The sequence below is a fragment of the Aquisalibacillus elongatus genome, from assembly GCF_003843875.1.
In the GTDB taxonomy this organism is placed as follows: Bacteria; Bacillota; Bacilli; order Bacillales; family Alkalibacillaceae; genus Aquisalibacillus; species Aquisalibacillus elongatus.
This window is the reverse complement of the sequence record NZ_RKRF01000011.1, coordinates 80962-99254: the sequence shown is the minus strand read 5'-3', so window position 1 is coordinate 99254 and position 18293 is coordinate 80962. Positions and strand designations below refer to the sequence as shown.

General features: G+C 36.2%; 16 protein-coding genes and 2 tRNA genes. 17 read left to right on the top strand and 1 reads right to left on the bottom strand.

Annotated elements, in window-relative coordinates; genetic code table 11:
• Positions 1-97 precede the first annotated feature (97 nt).
• From EDC24_RS11625 to rlmH, 17 genes are all read left to right on the top strand, one after another.
• On the top strand, positions 98-367 hold the full coding sequence (locus EDC24_RS11625; protein WP_124222794.1) for a hypothetical protein: 270 nt from the start codon (positions 98-100) through the stop codon (positions 365-367).
• 54 nt (positions 368-421) lie between these two features.
• Positions 422-1015: a hypothetical protein gene (locus EDC24_RS11620; protein ID WP_124222792.1), complete on the top strand. Its 594-nt coding sequence runs from the start codon at positions 422-424 to the stop codon at positions 1013-1015.
• Positions 1016-1157: 142 nt separating this feature from the next.
• Positions 1158-2096: a YybS family protein gene (locus EDC24_RS11615; protein WP_124222790.1), complete on the top strand. Its 939-nt coding sequence runs from the start codon at positions 1158-1160 to the stop codon at positions 2094-2096.
• 29 nt (positions 2097-2125) lie between these two features.
• Positions 2126-4099 carry a DHH family phosphoesterase gene (locus tag EDC24_RS11610; RefSeq protein ID WP_124222788.1) on the top strand — a complete coding sequence of 658 codons (1974 nt, stop codon included), beginning with the start codon at positions 2126-2128 and terminating at the stop codon, positions 4097-4099.
• On the top strand, positions 4096-4542 hold the full coding sequence (gene rplI / locus EDC24_RS11605) for a 50S ribosomal protein L9 (RefSeq protein WP_124222786.1): 447 nt from the start codon (positions 4096-4098) through the stop codon (positions 4540-4542). Before EDC24_RS11610 ends, rplI begins: the two co-directional genes overlap by 4 nt.
• 27 nt (positions 4543-4569) lie before the next feature.
• A complete protein-coding gene (gene dnaB, locus EDC24_RS11600; protein ID WP_124222784.1) occupies positions 4570-5934 on the top strand; it encodes a replicative DNA helicase in 1365 nt (454 codons plus the stop codon).
• 154 nt (positions 5935-6088) lie between these two features.
• Entirely contained in the window at positions 6089-7375 is a 1287-nt protein-coding gene (locus tag EDC24_RS11595; RefSeq protein ID WP_124222783.1) for an adenylosuccinate synthase, read from the top strand.
• 156 nt (positions 7376-7531) lie between these two features.
• Positions 7532-7608: transfer RNA gene (locus tag EDC24_RS11590), tRNA-Asp, on the top strand.
• 21 nt (positions 7609-7629) lie between these two features.
• Positions 7630-7705: transfer RNA gene (locus EDC24_RS11585), tRNA-Phe, on the top strand.
• Positions 7706-8002: 297 nt separating this feature from the next.
• Positions 8003-9544, top strand: a complete 1542-nt coding sequence (locus EDC24_RS11580; protein WP_170158575.1) for a peptidoglycan DD-metalloendopeptidase family protein — start codon at positions 8003-8005, stop codon at positions 9542-9544.
• A 164-nt stretch (positions 9545-9708) separates the two neighbouring features.
• Positions 9709-10407, top strand: a complete 699-nt coding sequence (yycF, locus tag EDC24_RS11575) for a response regulator YycF (RefSeq protein ID WP_124222779.1) — start codon at positions 9709-9711, stop codon at positions 10405-10407.
• Positions 10408-10418: 11 nt separating this feature from the next.
• A complete protein-coding gene (gene walK / locus EDC24_RS11570) occupies positions 10419-12257 on the top strand; it encodes a cell wall metabolism sensor histidine kinase WalK (RefSeq protein ID WP_124222777.1) in 1839 nt (612 codons plus the stop codon).
• On the top strand, positions 12254-13633 hold the full coding sequence (locus EDC24_RS11565; RefSeq protein ID WP_124222775.1) for a YycH family regulatory protein: 1380 nt from the start codon (positions 12254-12256) through the stop codon (positions 13631-13633). Before walK ends, EDC24_RS11565 begins: the two co-directional genes overlap by 4 nt.
• 1 nt (position 13634) lies before the next feature.
• Positions 13635-14495, top strand: coding sequence for a two-component system regulatory protein YycI (locus tag EDC24_RS11560; RefSeq protein WP_124222773.1), 861 nt, complete (start codon positions 13635-13637; stop codon positions 14493-14495).
• Positions 14492-15286, top strand: coding sequence for an MBL fold metallo-hydrolase (locus EDC24_RS11555; protein WP_124222771.1), 795 nt, complete (start codon positions 14492-14494; stop codon positions 15284-15286). The genes EDC24_RS11560 and EDC24_RS11555 overlap by 4 nt, the downstream gene beginning before the upstream one ends.
• Before the next feature lie 25 nt (positions 15287-15311).
• Positions 15312-16520: a S1C family serine protease gene (locus tag EDC24_RS11550; protein WP_124222769.1), complete on the top strand. Its 1209-nt coding sequence runs from the start codon at positions 15312-15314 to the stop codon at positions 16518-16520.
• 384 nt (positions 16521-16904) lie between these two features.
• Positions 16905-17384, top strand: a complete 480-nt coding sequence (gene rlmH / locus EDC24_RS11545) for a 23S rRNA (pseudouridine(1915)-N(3))-methyltransferase RlmH (protein WP_124222767.1) — start codon at positions 16905-16907, stop codon at positions 17382-17384.
• 219 nt (positions 17385-17603) lie between these two features.
• Here rlmH and EDC24_RS11540 read toward each other — a convergent pair whose 3' ends face one another.
• Entirely contained in the window at positions 17604-18110 is a 507-nt protein-coding gene (locus EDC24_RS11540; RefSeq protein WP_124222765.1) for a CBO0543 family protein, read from the bottom strand.
• Positions 18111-18293 lie beyond the last annotated feature (183 nt).

The following is an 18293-nucleotide window of genomic DNA, read 5'->3' as shown; positions in this document are numbered from 1 at the left end:
GTTGAATCCATTCAATATAACGAGTACAATATACCAAAATGTGTATAATTTTCAGAAATTAACTAGTGATTCTATATAATAAAAGAGGAGGTTAGTTTTGGCGTCATTAAGATGGATTAGTGTAATCGCACATGTGTTAGGGTTGGTATTCATATTTTATGGTTGGACTCAGTCATGGGATTTTTCAGCGCATACTTCAGAATATGAAAGCATCTTGATCGCAAGAACCGTCAGGACATACGCCTTTATCATTGGTGGTTTTATATTACTCTTTGTAGGTGTTTCATTAAAGCTGGTTTGTGATTATTTACGTACATTAGAAAATGAAGTACTTTCTTTAGATAATGATGAGAGAAAGAGCATTTAAGAAGTGAAAAAAAGACTTTTCAACTAAGGCCATAAGGGAGAGGGGGAGGATGTATTGAGCAGAATAGTTATTATAATTATATTAATGATGGCCATATTTTCATTAAGCGCTTGTAATACTTTTAATTCGAATACCAATACGATTTCTACTGTCGAATTAACAGATCGAGAAAATGCCATACTTACTACAAGTGCGGATCAGTCATTTGTATATGATTTCAACCTGGATAGTGATTATAAAGAAGTGTCTGTATGGATTGAGAAGTATGAATCAGGTGAGTTGGTTAATGATCGAATAAGTAAAATAACTTCTCGTGTTGAGGACAACGGATCTATTATCATGACATCGACAAAAACAGATAATCAAATAGCATTTAATATTGGAGTTAATAGTGATGATGGTGTTAGTTCAATTCGTGGTTTTGACACTAATGCTGAAGGTTTTGCCAATGCTTCAAGTGTATCGAGTGATATTCATGAAGATAGCATTTCAATTGAAGAAGGTGTCGTCTTAGCAAGTCATAGTTACTCTTATGATGAATATGGTATGAGGTCACTTAGCGCTGATTTTTTTAAAAATCCTGAAGATCATTTACATGAGATAGAGGGATATGATGTTGTTTATATTTTAAAAGCAGAGTTTCAATAAGGTTATTTTCGGACAACTTTAAATGTTGTCTTTTTTTTGTGGTTATAAGTGAGTTCATACTTATCATGGTTTTTACATATGATTAAACCTAAAAATGTTGTAAAATAGAAGTATTAGATATTATGGTAGAGGTGTCACATAAATGCTTAAATCCAACGCAGTAAAAGATGGGGTTGTGTATACGTTAGTTTATATTGCATTGCTCCTTTTAGTTTTGTTTATACCTTTTTTAAGTTTCTTTCTAATGTTTGTTTTGCCTATACCGTTTATTTTATATGCTTACAAGTATGAAACTAGGCAAACAGGCATATTTTTTATAGCGGTCCTTTTATTAAGCACGTTTTTCTTAATTGGGATTACGTTGCCATTAACGGTCTTTGTTGGTCTTGGTGGTATTGTGATCGGCATAAGCCTTAGAAATCGAAGGAAAATTTTAGAGACTTTAGCCTACGGGACGATGGCTTATACAGTTGGCTTGGCTTTAGTTTACGTCATTACACAATTTATTTTCCAAGTTAACTGGAGTCAGGAAATTCAAGAAGGGCTTAACGAAAGCCTTAATACTTACATGGGATTTTACGACGAATTTGGTGATCTGTCTGATGAAGAAAGGGAAATTTTAAGCAACCAAATGAATTCAATGGTTGATAAGGTCCCAACTGGTATGGTTATTTTTGGTCTATTCTATGCTTGGATTACACAGTTAATAGGTCATAAAGTGATTAAGCGATCTGAAGGTGTAACCTTTAAGTTCCCTAAATTTAGAGAGTTTACTTTTCCACTAGCTTTAATCTGGTATTTCTTTATTGGTGTCATTTTAACGTTAATCTTTCCGGAACGTGGAGATATGCTGTATTTAGTAGGGGATAACCTATATGCTCTGACAGGATTATTATTATCAATACAAGGTTTATCGTTTATCTTTTTCTTTAATCACCATAAAAAGTGGCCGAAGTTCATACCATATATTGTTATCGTGTTATTTGTTTTACAACCGATTTTACTTCTTTATCCACTAAGAATATTAGGTATAATTGATTTAGGATTCCATCTAAGAGATCGACTATCGAAGAAAAGTTAATGTCTCGATTGATTGGGAGATGAATGTTCATGAACGATTTGAAAGAGCTAACAGAAAATAAAAGTATATGGCTATTATATGGGTTAGCAGGTATACTCACGATTATCGTGTTATACCATCAGTGGATCATCGGGACAGTTCTTACAACAGTATTAGCGATACTGATTTACTTTACTTACAGAACTGAAGCTCGTAATAAGCAAAAAACGGAAAACTATATATCGACTTTATCGTATCGTGTGAAAAAAGTCGGAGAGGAAGCTCTACTTGAGTTGCCATATGGGATTTTGTTATTTAATGAAGATAACCAAATTGAGTGGGCTAACCCTTATATGAACGACTATTTCGATGATGACCAGTCTCTAATAGGTGAACCGTTAAGTTATTTATCGGAAACATTATTAAATGCTGTGAAAGACCAAGATCAAGAAACGTGGATTAGTTTAGGGGAGAAACGTTTCCAAGCGATTATAAAAAATCAAGAGCGTCTCGTTTATTTATTTGACCGAACAGAACAAGTTGAATTAGAGCATACGTATGACAATGAACGCGCCGTCATTGGAGTTATTTTCTTAGATAACTATGAAGAATTAACTCAAGCGATGGATGATACATCGAAAAGTCATTTGAACTCAGAAGTGACGTCTATTTTAAATAATTGGTCCAATGATTATGGTATTTATTTAAAACGTACGTCACAAGAGCGATTTGTGGCTGTTTTAAATAAAGAAATTCTAACGCAACTTGAAAAAAATAAATTTGAAATTTTAGATGATGTTCGAGAACTCATCTCTGATCAAAATGTGCCACTAACATTAAGTATCGGTATTGGAAGAGGATCAACTGATTTACCTGAATTAGGTGACTTAGCGCAGTCCAGCCTAGACCTTGCCTTAGGTCGAGGTGGTGACCAGGTTGCCATTAAGGATGAGTCAGGAAGAGTGAAGTTCTATGGCGGTAAAACGAACCCTATGGAAAAACGAACGCGAGTAAGAGCGCGTGTTATTTCTCATGCCTTACGTGAATTAGTACGTGAGAGCGATAAAGTTCTGATCATGGGTCACTTAACGCCAGATATGGATTCTATTGGATCTTCAGTCGGTATTTTGAAGCTTGCACAACAAAATGGCAAAAAAGGTTATGTTGTCTTTGATCCAGATGGTGTTAATACAGGTGTACAGCGCTTAATGGACCAAATTGGTGAGCATGAATCATTAAGTGATTGGTTTATTACACCAGAAGATTCATTAGATATGGTAACCAAAGATACATTAATTGTAGTCGTCGATACGCATAAACCATCGATGGTGATGGAAGAGCGCTTGCTTAATAAAACAGAGCGCATTGTTGTTATCGACCACCATAGACGTGGCGAAGAATTCATTGAAGAGCCAACGCTTGTATATATGGAACCATACGCATCATCTACAGCAGAATTAGTAACTGAACTACTTGAGTATCAAGATGGCCCGTTAAAACTTGATATACTTGAGGCAACATCATTATTAGCAGGAATTACGGTTGATACGAAGTCATTTACGTTAAGAACCGGATCACGTACATTTGATGCAGCCTCTTATTTAAGGTCCAAAGGTGCAGATACCGTATTAGTTCAAAACCTTCTAAAAGAAGATATTGATGTGTATGTTAAACGAAGTGAGCTTGTGAAAAATGCCACCGTCTATCAGGAAGGTGTTGCGATTGCTAAAGGCCTTAAAGATGAAGACTACGGTGCCATTATTATCGCACAAGCTGCTGATACGCTTCTGACGATGAGCAATGTGAGTGCAGCATTTGCTATTGCTAAACGTAAGGATGGTAAAATTGGTGTGAGTGCTAGGTCACTTGGAGAAGTCAACGTTCAGATTATCATGGAAAAAATGAACGGTGGCGGTCATCTGACAAATGCAGCGACTCAATTAGAAGATACAACGATTGAGCAAGTAGAAGAACAACTTAAAGAAATTATTGATGATTACTTTGAAGGAGGCGACGAATCATGAAGGTTATTTTTACAAAAGACGTAAAAGGCAAAGGTAAAAAAGGGGAAGTTAAAAACGTCTCTGAAGGTTATGCGAGAAACTATTTATTAAAAAATAATTTAGCTGTAGAAGCTACTAAAGGAAATTTAAAACAACTTGAAGGCGAGAAACAAAAAGAAAAAGAACGCCAAGAAGAAATCTTGCACGAAGCTAAAAAGTTAAAAGACGAACTAGAAGACTTAACCGTTGAATTGACTGCAAAATCAGGGGATGGCGGCCGATTATTTGGCTCCGTTACAAGTAAGCATATAGCTGATGAGTTGAAGAAAAATCATCAAATAAAAATTGATAAACGTAAAATCGAGTTAGACAACCCGATTCGTTCGTTAGGATATACAAATGTACCAGTTAAAGTTCACTCTGAAGTAACAGCGACTTTACGTGTACATGTCAAGGAAGCCTAATGGCTCCAGGCTAAAGGAGGAACCGACGTGTCAGATATCGTAGCTCAAGATCGTACACCACCGCACAATATAGAAGCAGAACAAGCGGTACTAGGTGCTATCTTTTTACAACCCAATGCCATTGTGACAGCTACAGAAACACTAGAAGCAGAAGACTTTTATCGCATTAGTCATCAGCGAATTTTTGAAGTGATGATTAGCTTAACTGATAAAGGCGAGCCTATAGATTTAGTAACCTTAACTAATGAGCTCACCCAATTGGAACTTCTGGATGATGTTGGTGGCGTTTCATATTTAACAGACGTCGCAGAATCTGTTCCAACGGCTGCAAATATTGACTACTATGCCAAAATCGTTGAGGAAAAATCGGTTTTAAGGCGTATTATTCAGACTGCAACTGGCATTGTAACAAAATCATTTGAAGAAAAAGATGATTTACCAAGTATTATCGATTACGCTGAGAAGTCCATCTTAGATGTGTCTCAACAAAAAGCATCAGGAAAGTTTAGAAATATAAAAGATGTTTTAATTAATGTTTATGACAATATTGAGCAGCTTCACCATCAGAGCGAAGAAGTTACAGGTGTTCCTACAGGATTTAAAGATTTGGACCACATTACATCTGGATTCCAGAAAAATGACCTGATCATTATCGCAGCTCGTCCTTCTGTTGGTAAGACCGCTTTTGCCCTTAACATTGCGCAAAATGTCGCGATTCAAGCTCAAGAGAACTGCGCCATCTTCAGTTTAGAGATGGGCGCCGAACAACTTGTCATGCGTATGCTTTGTGCAGAAGGGAATATTGATGCGCAGAGACTTAGAACAGGTAGTCTTGAAGAGGAAGACTGGGGTAAGTTGACTATGGCAATGGGAAGCCTCTCAGATGCCGGTATATATATCGATGATACACCTGGTGTAAAAGTTAGTGAAATACGTTCTAAATGTCGTCGGTTAAAACAAGAATCAGGTTTAGGCATGGTTTTAATTGATTATTTACAACTAATACAAGGAAGCGGGACAAGTCGAGAGAACCGACAACAAGAAGTATCGGAAATCTCACGTCAATTAAAGGCATTAGCACGTGAGTTAGAAGTTCCTGTGATTGCGTTATCCCAGTTATCACGTGGTGTTGAACAACGTCAGGATAAACGTCCAATCATGTCAGACATCCGTGAGTCCGGTAGTATTGAGCAGGATGCCGATATTATTGGTTTCTTATATCGTGATGATTACTACGAAGATGATAGCGAGAAGGAAAACATTATCGAAATAATTATCGCTAAACAACGTAATGGTCCGATTGGTACTGTGGAGTTAGCCTTTGTAAAAGAGTATAATAAATTCGTCGATTTAGACAGACGATATAATGAAGCGGATATTCCACCTGCATGAATTAAACCGCCTCGAATAATTTTCGGGGCGGTTTTTAAAAACGAATATTTTTTAGTTTGTGATTAAAAATGTTCGTTTATAATTGAATATTAACGTAAGAATTGATAAACTAACGATGTATTTATGTTATTTCTTAATATTAGGAGGACCTATCATGACAACTGCTGTCGTAATCGGAACACAATGGGGTGACGAAGGGAAAGGTAAAATTACGGATTTTTTAGCTAAACAAGCACAAGTCATCGCCCGTTATCAAGGTGGAGATAATGCGGGTCACACGATAAAATTTGGTAATCAAACCTATAAACTTCATCTAATTCCTTCGGGTATCTTCAACCAATATAAAACATGTGTATTAGGCAATGGAATGGTGATCAACCCCAATAAGTTATTAGAAGAAATGAATTATGTAAAAGAAAACGGCATGTCACTAGATCAGTTAAAAATAAGTAGTCGAGCACATGTGATTATGCCTTATCATATCACTTTAGACCGTTTACAAGAGGAATCAAAAGGAAAAGAACAACAAATTGGAACAACGAAGAAAGGCATCGGTCCTGCTTATTCAGATAAAATTAACCGTATTGGCATTAGAATGGCGGATTTATTAGATCCAGACGTATTAAAAGATAAAATAAAACAACAAGTTCAGGATAAAAACATATGGTTCGAAAAAGTTTACGGCGAATCACCTGTTAATATTGACGAGGTATTTCATGAGTATCTTAACTATGGCGAGAAGTTAAAGTCTCATATAGTAGACACATCCTTATTATTAGATCAGTCAGTTGATCAAGGGGATTCCATCCTGTTTGAAGGCGCACAAGGTGTCATGCTCGACATAGATCAAGGGACGTACCCATATGTCACATCATCTAACACGTCAGCTGCAGGCGTAGCTACAGGAAGTGGGATTGGTCCTAACAAAATTAATAAAGTTGTTGGCGTCTCGAAAGCCTATACGACTCGAGTTGGCGATGGACCATTTCCGACAGAACTAAATGATGAAACGGGTGAACAAATTAGAAGAGTCGGCCATGAATACGGCACAACAACGGGTCGCGCAAGACGTGTTGGTTGGTTTGATGCCGTAGTTGTAAATCATTCTAAACGTGTCAGTGGATTAACTGACTTATCGTTAAACTGTTTAGATGTGCTTAGTGGTATCGACAAACTGAAAATTTGTACAGGTTACGAACTAGACGGGGAAGTTATTAAGTATTATCCGGCAAATGGAAAATCACTTGAACGATGCAAACCAATCTATGAAGAATTACCTGGTTGGGATGAAGATATAAGTCAGGTACGAACGTTTGAGGATCTTCCTAAAAATGCACAGCAGTATTTAACACGTATAGAACAATTAATCGGAGTAAATGTATCAATATTTTCCGTTGGCCCTGATCGAAATCAAACCGTTGTTCAAAAAGATATTTACTAAATAAAGAAGGACAAGCTTCTATTAAAATGGAGCTTGTCTATTATTTTTGATAGATTGCCCAAATTATCAAACTTTAAATTGTTGGACAAAAAATCTCCAATAGTGCTTGTCAAAGCAGGTATGAAGTGATAGTATTAACGCTGTTCGCATTTAATTGGTCCGGTAGTTCAGCTGGTTAGAATGCCTGCCTGTCACGCAGGAGGTCGCGGGTTCGAGTCCCGTCCGGACCGCCATTAAAATATATAAACAAACCTGGCTCGGTAGCTCAGTCGGTAGAGCAACGGACTGAAAATCCGTGTGTCGGCGGTTCGATTCCGTCCCGAGCCACCATTCATTTCATTAACACAGTTATGACTGTGTTATTATTTTTATAATCTATTGTTACAGAAAGATTACAATTGTGTAAAAAATTCTAAATTTTCACATCAATATAGTTTCCTTTTACACTTCTTCTAACAAAAACTAGCTTTTTGTTAGAAGAAAATGTCAATAATAATACAAGTTCTTTACAATGTATGAATAGAGGTTTATTTTCATCAAAACCCTATGATAGATTATATACGTGTAGGAAAATAGTAGATTAGTTTCATATATTTATATAAATTAAGTAATATGGGGGATTTTGTCGTGGGAAAATTAATGGGGAGAGTTAAGCATAGTGTTCGTGCGTTTAAAAACACGTCTTTGATTAAAAAGACCGTCCTCACAACCTGTGTAGGTTTAGGTATGGCTTTTGGATCAGTGTATGCTGACTCAGTCAATGATAGCTTTGTAGAAGTTTACCACGTTTATGTTGATAGTAAACATGTTGGTACAGTTGAAAATAAAGAAGATGTAGAATCCTATATCAAGGAGCTGGAAGAACAAGCTGAGAATGAATATGATCAGGTAGATTTAGTTCCAGAACAAGACATCTCATACGTTAGTGAAGTTGTTTTTACGCCAAAAGATGAAGTAGATGAAGTACAATCTGAATTAGGAGAACAAATATCATTTAACGCTTCTGCTGTAAAATTACAACTAAACGATGAAGTATTAGGGTACGTTAGTGATCTAAAGACAGCTAACCAAGCTATCAATCGCGTTGTAAGTAAGTATTTACCAGAAGATTTAAAACAAGATTTTGAGTTACTAACAATGGATAATAATGAAATTCATACAACGTCCATCTTGAACCATTTACCTAAAGAATATGCAAAAGACACTGAAGAAGATAAAGAAGAAAAAGAGAATGAAAAGATTAAATTAAATGATGGTTCAGTGGTAGTTGATTTAGGTTTAACTGAAAATCTCACATTCTCTCAACAAGGTGTGGATCCCAAAGAATTATTAAGTGCTGAACAATTACAAAAAATGTTAGAACGAGGCACTAAAGGTAAAGAAGTACATACCATCAAGGAAAATGAGGTCCTTGGTCAGGTTGCAAGTGAGTATGACTTATCTTTTGATGAATTACTAGAATTAAATCCGGACTTAAATGAAGATTCAATTGTTCAAGTCGGTCAGGAAGTATTTGTAGAAGCTGAAAAACCAATCATTGATGTCACTTATACAAAAGAAACAGAAGAAGAAGAGTCTATCGGTTTTGAAACAGAATATAAAGACACAGACTCTTTATATAAAGGTCAAACTGAAGTTGAACAACAAGGTAAAAAAGGAACAAAACGTATTAAATACGAAATAACAACAAAGAACAACGAAGTGATCAATAAAGTAAAAGTTGACGAAGAAGTCGTAGAGGATCCACGAAACAAAGTGGTACTCCGAGGAACAAAGGTAATTGACTCTCGTGGTTCTGGACAATTTGCAAACCCAACAGTTGGAGGTATCCTTACAAGTACAATGGGGTATCGTTGGGGAAGAATGCATAAAGGAATAGATATCTCTGGTGTGAGTGACCCAACGATTAAAGCTGCAGATAATGGTACCGTATCATTTGCTGGAAATGATGGCGCATTTGGAAAGAAGGTCGTTATTAATCATAATAACGGCTACAAAACACTATATGCTCACTTGTCAAGTATTTCAGTCAGTTCAGGCCAAACGGTTAAACGCGGTCAGAAAATCGGTGTAATGGGTTCATCCGGTAGTTCAACAGGAACTCACTTACATTTTGAAGTATTGAAGAACGGTTCGAATGTGAACCCATTAAATTTTGTTGGTTATTAATTTTTAACCTCTAGCTTTTATAGCTAGAGGTTTCTTAATATTTTAATTTAATATGATGCCATAAGAGGCGTTTTTCTTAATCTGATTGAAAAAGACATTTTACGTAAAATCATGTAAAATAATAATGGACAAGACTTTTTATCCTAATGAAAGTAGGTGTAGTCATGAACTATAAAGTATTAGTTGTCGATGATGAAGAACCAATTGCAGATATTTTAAAATATAATTTAGAAAATGAAGGTTATGATGTAGTTGTTGCTTATGATGGTGATGAAGCAATAGAACTAACAAAAAGAGAAGTACCAGACATTATTTTATTAGATATTATGTTACCAGAGAAAGATGGTATGGAAGTTTGCCGTCAGATTCGTAAAGATTTTCAAATGCCAATCATTATGTTGACAGCAAAGGACTCTGAAATTGATAAGGTTTTAGGGCTTGAACTCGGGGCTGATGATTATGTAACGAAGCCATTTAGTAATAGAGAAGTGATTGCTCGGGTAAAAGCTAACCTTAGAAGGCAAAGTCAATCAGAAGACCCTAAGAGTGGTTCTATACCAAATCTAAAAATTGGAGCACTTGAGATTAACCGTGAAAATTATTCGGTTACAAGAGACGGCGAACCAATAGATTTAACCCATAGAGAATTTGAACTGTTATTATATTTAGCAAAACATTTAGAACAAGTGATGACTCGTGAGCATTTACTAGAGACTGTATGGGGTTACGACTATTACGGTGATGTACGTACAGTTGATGTCACGATTAGAAGGCTTCGCGAGAAAATTGAGGAAAATCCAAGTAACCCTAACTGGATTGTGACTAGACGTGGGGTTGGATATTATATGCGTAATCCTGAATAGGGGAAGTTAGTATGAAAACCATCTGGGGATTCTTTAAATCCATTCAACTAAAAATGATTATTATATATATCCTACTCATTCTAATTACGATTCAAGTTATTGGAGCTTATTTTGCTCAGCAATTAGAACAGGAATTAACCGATAATTTTATTGAATCGGTTAACGACCGAGTAGAATTATTAAATTATAACTTACAACAAGCATTTCAGGTGGATCGCTCAGAAGAGGGGACACCATCGCTTGAAGTGGATGTTAGAGAAATTATTAATGACTATACATCTGATGATTTAAGTGAGATTTTAGTCATTAATAATAATGGTCGTGTGTTGGGCACGACGAACCAGATGGAATTACACAATGTTGGTAAACGAACAACAGAGACGAGAATCCAACAAGCTTTAACGGGAAACCATGACGAAGATATTCGATATAATGAAGAAAATGGCCACAGAACACTTGTATTATCTACCCCAATCTATGAAAGTGAAGGATCAGATGAGGTTGTAGGGGCTTTATCAATTGAGGCCTCTTTAGAAGGTGTTTATGGGCAAATGAATGATATTAATCGGATTTTTGCCAATGGTACGATGCTAGCCATCACAGTTTCTGCTTTATTAGGGATTCTGGTTGCTAGAACGATTACCAAACCCATAACTGAAATGCGTAAGCAAGCTAAATTAATGGGACAAGGTGATTACTCACAAAAAGTTAATGTTTATGGTACGGATGAAATAGGACAGTTAGCAGAGACATTTAATGAATTAGGCGACAAAATTAAGGCTGCCCAGGCATCAACAGAAGGGGAGCGGAGAAAGCTAAGTCTAGTATTAACCAACATGACAGATGGTGTTGTCGCTACTGAGGAGACTGGTAAAATTATTTTAATGAATCTCCCTGCTCAAAATCTATTAAAAGCAACACAAGAAGAGTTAGAGGACAATTCACTTATTCAGTTACTAGGTATGGAAGATCAAGTATCAGACATTAATGAATTAAAAGATATGAAAAGTGTCATCATAGACCTTTCAGACGAAGCTCAGCTGTTATTAGTTCGAGCTAATTTTTCCGAAGTACAGGATGAGAACGAAGAGTTTAGCGGTATTATTACGGTCATTAGTGATGTCACCGAACAAGAGAAAGTTGAGCGTGAACGAAGAGAGTTTGTGGCGAATGTTTCCCACGAACTTAGAACACCACTAACGACGATGCGCAGTTACTTAGAAGCCTTAACAGATGGCGATACGTGGAAGGACGAGAATATTGCGCCTAAATTCTTATCCGTTACTCAAAATGAAACTGAGCGAATGATTCGCCTCGTCAACGATTTATTACAGTTATCTAAAATGGACAACAAGGATTATCAACTGCATAAGGAACGTGTGAATTATACGGATTTTATTCATCATGTGGTTGATCGTTTCGAATTAAATCTAAAACAAGAAATTGATATCAAAAGAAATGTTCCAGAAGAAAAATATAATGTTTGGGTAGACAAAGATAAAGTCACGCAAGTATTAGATAATATTATATCCAATGCCATCAAATATTCTCCAGAAGGTGGAGAAATCTTGGTTGAAGTTACAAAAGAAAAACACCAATTATTAACGAAAGTCACTGATGAAGGTGTCGGAATACCAGAGAGCAATATAGATAAAATCTTTGATCGTTTTTATCGAGTTGATAAAGCTCGTTCCCGTCAATTAGGTGGTACGGGACTTGGGCTTGCGATCGCTAAAGAGTTGATAGAAGCTCATGACGGTGAAGTATGGGCTAAGAGTAAAGAGAACGAAGGTACAACCATTACATTCCGGTTGCCACTGATGCAAAAGAAAAGGGGGCAGCGTAAATGAATCTAGAAAACATTAAATCGCTTGTCCTTTTTCTCTTAGTGTTATTCAGCTTATTTCTCACGTTCGCTTTATGGACGTATCAACCTCAATTTGATGAACTTGAACAGAGAGATTATCTTGATCGCACGAAATTAGATGGACAAGAGCAGTCTATAAGTGAAGTTATTTATCCGAACGAAGTCATTTTTCATCATTATAATCAAGCTAAAAAGCTATTGGATAAAGAGGAAGAGACCGATTTTTATAGTGAGATGACATCTTGGGAGATTTCCAAAATAACTTCACTAAACAGTTCTAATCAAAATGTATTGAATCAGTTTATGCAAGAAACGGACCTTGGATTGCAACGAAATAATTTAAATGAAAGTATTGAACTGCACTTTCCGGATGATCTCCCAATGGAATTAATACCACAAATGTTTAATGTTAGTGATGTGACAGGTATTTTAAGCGGCTCGTTCAATAAAATGTATTTACATTTGGATTCGTCTGCACAGGACATCAAAATTCTTTTTCTGTCAGACCGTCGTGATGAAGAACAAATTTTTGTAGGGAATATTCAATCTTCAGATGTTTATGCAGAATTAGAGGGTCAAATTGATAATAGAAGTAAGATGATGTTTCTAAGCCGTTATCCTATTGGCAATAAGGAATTTTATTTACCTAACGAAGAAGAAAGTATGCCAGCCTATACATTAACAACGGAAGACTTAGATTTAGAACCACTTAAGAACGTATTATTTAACAACCCTTCTTTAATTAGAAGGACATCAAGTGCATTAGACGAAAGTTCTCATCACACGGATGGGAACCGCGCGTTAAAAACGTATAGTGCCTTTAATTATAATGAATTTATTGTGTTCATTAATCCGCTTTCTAATGAACAAATTAGAATGAACCCAGATGACTTGGTCAATAGAAGTATTGAATTTACTAACGACCATACGGGTTGGACTGATGAATACAAATTAAGCAAACTTTCTATACAACCGACCAATACGTTGACCTATCGGATGTATTATAATGGATATCCAGTTTTTGACAGCAGTCAATATACGATTATGGAACAAGACTGGGGCGATAATGGTCTGTATCGTATGAAAAGGCCACTATTCAAAATCAGTCAAGAATTCTCAAATGCCCAAGAAAAACGGATGGATTCTGGTGAACAAATCTATCAATCATTGCAAAGTATTGAAGGGCAAGTTTCTCTAGATTTAATTGAGGAGTTTCGCCTCGGGTATAAGTTATCTAAACATCCAGATGTCACTTCCCAAGTCATGACTCTAGAACCAAGCTGGTACATTAAATATCAAGGGACATGGGAAGAGTATAATTCCTTTACTTCGAAGTATTTAAACCAAGGGGTTGAGTAATATGAAATGGGGCCAGATTAAAACAATATTTATTATTAGCTTCTTGGTTTTGAACTTATTTTTATTGCAGGAACTTCTAAATAAAGTTGAGCGTAGTGAGTATGATACGTTAGATAAATCAACATTAGAAGATCAATTGGCCGCTCAAGAAATCGAATACTCGCTACCTGAAAGTGGTCAAACAGAAGCTTACGTATCAGCTGAGCGCTATCAATTAACTGAAGATGACATGGATGATCTAGGTGATTTATTAGATGAACAAACGATTGAAGTCGGTGAGAATCAAGAAGTCATCGTTAGTGAGTTTAATGAACCGCTAGAGCTTGATTTTGAAAATCGTGAAGAGGCGATTTCATTAATTAAGGAACAGGTTCTTTACGGTGATCAGTACTCATTTTGGGATTATTATGAGGAAGAAAATGTGTTATTATTTTTCCAGAAACAAAATGACCGAATGGTTTATTTTAATGAAACAAGTTCCCTCATTGTTCAGTTAGATGAGGAAGGAAGAGCTATACAGTATAGACAAACATTACTTGAAGAAGTTGAACATAGAACGGAAGAACAAGAAACGATTGATCCTATAAACGTCATTCGGACCCTATATTCAAGTGATTTTATTATGCCTGAGAGCGCAGTTTCCATGAAGATGGGGTACCAACGACTTGTTCCCTTAGAAGATGGTGTACAAGTTTTCGTCCCAACATGGGAAGTTATTGTAAACGATGACGAGCACTACTTTGTCAACGCCATTGAAGGACAGCACATTCCAAATGATGAATTAGATTTTGTTATTGGATTAAAAGAAAGTTTAAAAAGAGAAATCGATGAATTAGAAATAAATCGGAGTGAGACAGAGTGACACTACATTTCAGTGTATTAGCATCGGGGAGTACAGGAAACGCATTTTATATCGGAACAGATCAGACGAAATTATTAGTCGATGTTGGGTTAAGTGGCAAGAAGTTAGAAGCACTACTAGATGACATTCAAGTTAACCCAAGTGAGCTAGATGGTATTTTAGTGACGCATGAACATAGCGACCATATTAAAGGCGTTGGTATTTTTGCACGACGATACCAATTACCTATTTATGCCAATGAGAAAACTTGGGAGGCCATGGAACCTAACCTAGGTAAAATTTCAACGGATCAAAAATTTCATTTCGGAATGGAAACCTCTCAAACGTTTGCAGATTTAGATATTGAAAGCTTCGGCGTATCACATGATGCCATTGATCCTATGTTTTATGTGTTTCATCATGAAGGAAAAAAAGTGTCAATGTTAACTGATACGGGGTATGTATCCGATAGAATGAAAAAAACGGTTGGTAATTCGGATGCCATCTTGTTTGAGGCGAATCATGATGTAGGAATGCTACAAATGGGTGGATATCCTTGGAACATTAAGCGTAGAATATTAAGTGATAAAGGGCACGTCTCCAACGAAGATGCTGCTGTTGCTATGTTAGATGTCATTGGGAATCGTACGAAGCATATTTATTTAGGGCACTTAAGCCAAGATAATAATATGGTTGATTTAGCGCGTATGAGTGTCGAACAAATTTTAAAGAAACACGATGTAGCAGTCGGTGAGCAATTATTGTTAGAAGATACGAGCCCTGTTAAACCAACTCCTATTTGTTATGTTTAAATCCACGAACAGTGAGGTGTAGGAAATGGGATATTATGATGATCATATGAGACCCAGACGTCATAACAAAGGTTGGCTCATGCCATCTTTGGTTGGGTTAGTTTTGGGAGCCATATTAGTTTTGTTGGCATTACCTATATTAGCTCAGGCAAACCTTCTCCCTTATGACATTGCTCAGGAAGAAGAATCGAATAACCAGGTTGATCAAAATGAATCAGACACTGAGGGTAGTAACAAAACGGTTAATGTAGAAGTGAATACCCAAATAACAGATATTGTAGACAACGTCTCTAATGCTGTTGTAGGTGTGGTCAATATTAAACAACAAAGTATGTTTGGAGATAATAACAATCAACAAGATGGAGTTGGATCAGGTGTCATTTATAAAGTCTCCGATGGTGATGCATTTGTCGTGACCAATTACCATGTCATACAAAATGCAGATGATGTTGAAATTGCTTTATCTCAAGAGAAACAGGTTGCAGCCGAAGTCATTGGAGGCGATGTATATACCGACTTAGCGGTAATCCGTATGGACGCTGAACATGCTGAACAAGTGGCTGAACTTGGAAGCTCTGAAAACTTAAGAGTTGGAGAACCCGTTATTGCCATTGGGAACCCATTAGGCCTACAGTTTGCAGGGTCTGTCACACAAGGTATTATCAGTGGAAAAGACAGAGTTATTCCACAGGACTTTAGTGGTGACGGACAACCGGATTGGCAATCAGAAGTTATTCAGACTGATGCAGCTATTAACCCTGGAAACTCAGGGGGAGCATTAGTTAATCTAGATGGGCAATTAATCGGTATTAATTCAATGAAATATGCCTCAGCCAACTTAGAAGGTTTAGGGTTTGCTATACCAATTGATATTGCGAGACCAATTATTGCTGATCTTGAAGAAGATGGTACGTTAACACGCTCTTACATGGGCGTTAGTATCTTCTCGTTAACGGATGTGGCGCAATACCATTGGGAAAACACGCTAAACCTACCTAACGATGTAGAAAGTGGCGTTGTGGTAGAACGCGTTGAGCGCATGACACCAGCAGCTCAAGCTGGACTTGAACAATACGATGTTATTGTTCAAATGAATGATCAGGAAATTACGAACGTTTTAGAATTAAGACAGTTCTTATTTAACCAATCTAATCCAGGTGATGAAGTGACGATTGAGTATTATCGTAACGGCGAATTACAACAAACAACGATTACATTAGTTGCTCAAGAATAAACCCAAACTCCGCTCAAACCTAACTTGAGCGGAGTTTTCTATATTGTTCGGAAATGAACTTATGCACACTATCTACAAGTTTATTCACAAAATGTGTATACTTAAATCACCCTAAAACAATATCTTGTGTCCAAAATAGATAACACAACTAAATCAAGTACGAACATATGTTGATATGTTGATAAACCTGTGGATAAATGGCGATTTTGTTAATAACTATAAAGTTATACAGAGTTTTAAACAGGTTTTCCACTAAAAGTGTGGATAACAAGTTAGAAAGTTGATAAAGCAAAGAGTTGAGGGAATACTTATTCAGTTATTAACAAGTTTTCAACAAAAATTGTGGAAAAGATAATGTTCGGAAGTAAATAAAGGAGGCTAACAATGGACATTAAAATCTTATCGGTTGGAAAAATTAAAGAGAAGTATCTCAAGCAAGGCATAGAAGAGTATGTGAAACGGTTATCTCCATACGCTAAGATAAAAATAGAAGAAGTTCCAGATGAACACGCACCAGAAAATTTAAGTGAAGCGGAGCAAGAAGCCGTAAAGAAGAAAGAAGGGGACAAGTTATTAACAAAGTTATCCACAGATACATACGTCTTCACATTAGAAATTGAAGGAAAACAACTAACCTCAGAAGCCTTCGCCAAAAAAATCGACAACCTCGCAACCTACGGCAAAAGCAAGATCGCGTTCATAATTGGTGGATCATTAGGTTTAAGCGACGAAGTTAAAACCCGAAGTGACGAATCCCTATCCTTCAGCAAAATGACTTATCCACACCAGTTGATGAGATTAATCTTGCTAGAGCAGGTTTATCGGGGATTCAAAATCATACGAAATGAACCGTATCATAAGTAATTGAGGATATAAAAGGAACAAGCCGTAATATGCAAGTTTTGTATAGGAACTTGAAATTACGGCTTTTTTAAACTGTTATCATGATTATTTTTAGGTTTTTTTCTTTCGAGTCTAAATAAATAGGTCGCCATGGATAGATAGGTCAAAAATAGAAGAAACAAAAAGACTGGTGTGGACAAAACATTTAGGACGAACATCAAGAAACTCTCCTTTATTTAATCAATAGAGCGGAACCGGGAACATGATATAGAAAAGTGCTGCTGCCGGTAAAACAAGGATAAGTGCTAAAGCAGGTTTTCTATAATGGATGAGTAAAAACATAAACAATGTGGCGTTTAACCAAATATTATGCCAACTATTCCATCCATCTCCGTACACATACATTTCTTTATGAGCAAATAATGCCTCAATAATGGAGTAAAAAATCACCCAAACTGCAGTATAGATAATTTTTGCATTACGAGCTGTTGGCATCCGCTGGAAAAAAATAATTAGAGTTACCGGACATATATAAAACGTGAAAAATAAATTAATCGTCATATGGTTTAACCATTCTGCAGTTATCCCCTGAAAAGCCCAAAGTAATTGATCGTGATAAATCGTGTTATACGTCATGTTTATGGCAATGAAAAATAAAATCGTAGGATATTGATGATTTACACGTGACCAATCAATAAATTTATAAGCAAATAAAGTCCATATAACCAAAACTAATAATAAATACATAGTCCACCTCTAATATTAGTAGAAACTAAGATTTATTATCGCCAAAATAATACACTCTTATGCAATATAAACACGCCGTATGCAACTAAGTGGTTAGAATAAATTATTAGCAAGTATAAAAAACTAAATCCCGTATTACCATTAAAGTGGTACGGGATTTAATAATTGCTGTATAAGCCCTTT

Bases quoted from the DNA above. Each gene is read 5' to 3' on its own strand.
- EDC24_RS11615 (WP_124222790.1), top strand. From the start codon at position 1,158: ATGCTTAAATCCAACGCAGTAAAAGATGGGGTTGTGTATACGTTAGTT.
- EDC24_RS11610 (WP_124222788.1), top strand. From the start codon at position 2,126: ATGAACGATTTGAAAGAGCTAACAGAAAATAAAAGTATATGGCTATTA.
- rplI (WP_124222786.1), top strand. From the start codon at position 4,096: ATGAAGGTTATTTTTACAAAAGACGTAAAAGGCAAAGGTAAAAAAGGG.
- EDC24_RS11595 (WP_124222783.1), top strand. From the start codon at position 6,089: ATGACAACTGCTGTCGTAATCGGAACACAATGGGGTGACGAAGGGAAA.
- yycF (WP_124222779.1), top strand. From the start codon at position 9,709: ATGAACTATAAAGTATTAGTTGTCGATGATGAAGAACCAATTGCAGAT.
- walK (WP_124222777.1), top strand. From the start codon at position 10,419: ATGAAAACCATCTGGGGATTCTTTAAATCCATTCAACTAAAAATGATT.
- EDC24_RS11565 (WP_124222775.1), top strand. From the start codon at position 12,254: ATGAATCTAGAAAACATTAAATCGCTTGTCCTTTTTCTCTTAGTGTTA.
- EDC24_RS11560 (WP_124222773.1), top strand. From the start codon at position 13,635: ATGAAATGGGGCCAGATTAAAACAATATTTATTATTAGCTTCTTGGTT.
- EDC24_RS11550 (WP_124222769.1), top strand. From the start codon at position 15,312: ATGGGATATTATGATGATCATATGAGACCCAGACGTCATAACAAAGGT.
- rlmH (WP_124222767.1), top strand. From the start codon at position 16,905: ATGGACATTAAAATCTTATCGGTTGGAAAAATTAAAGAGAAGTATCTC.
- EDC24_RS11540 (WP_124222765.1), bottom strand. From the start codon at position 18,110: ATGTATTTATTATTAGTTTTGGTTATATGGACTTTATTTGCTTATAAA.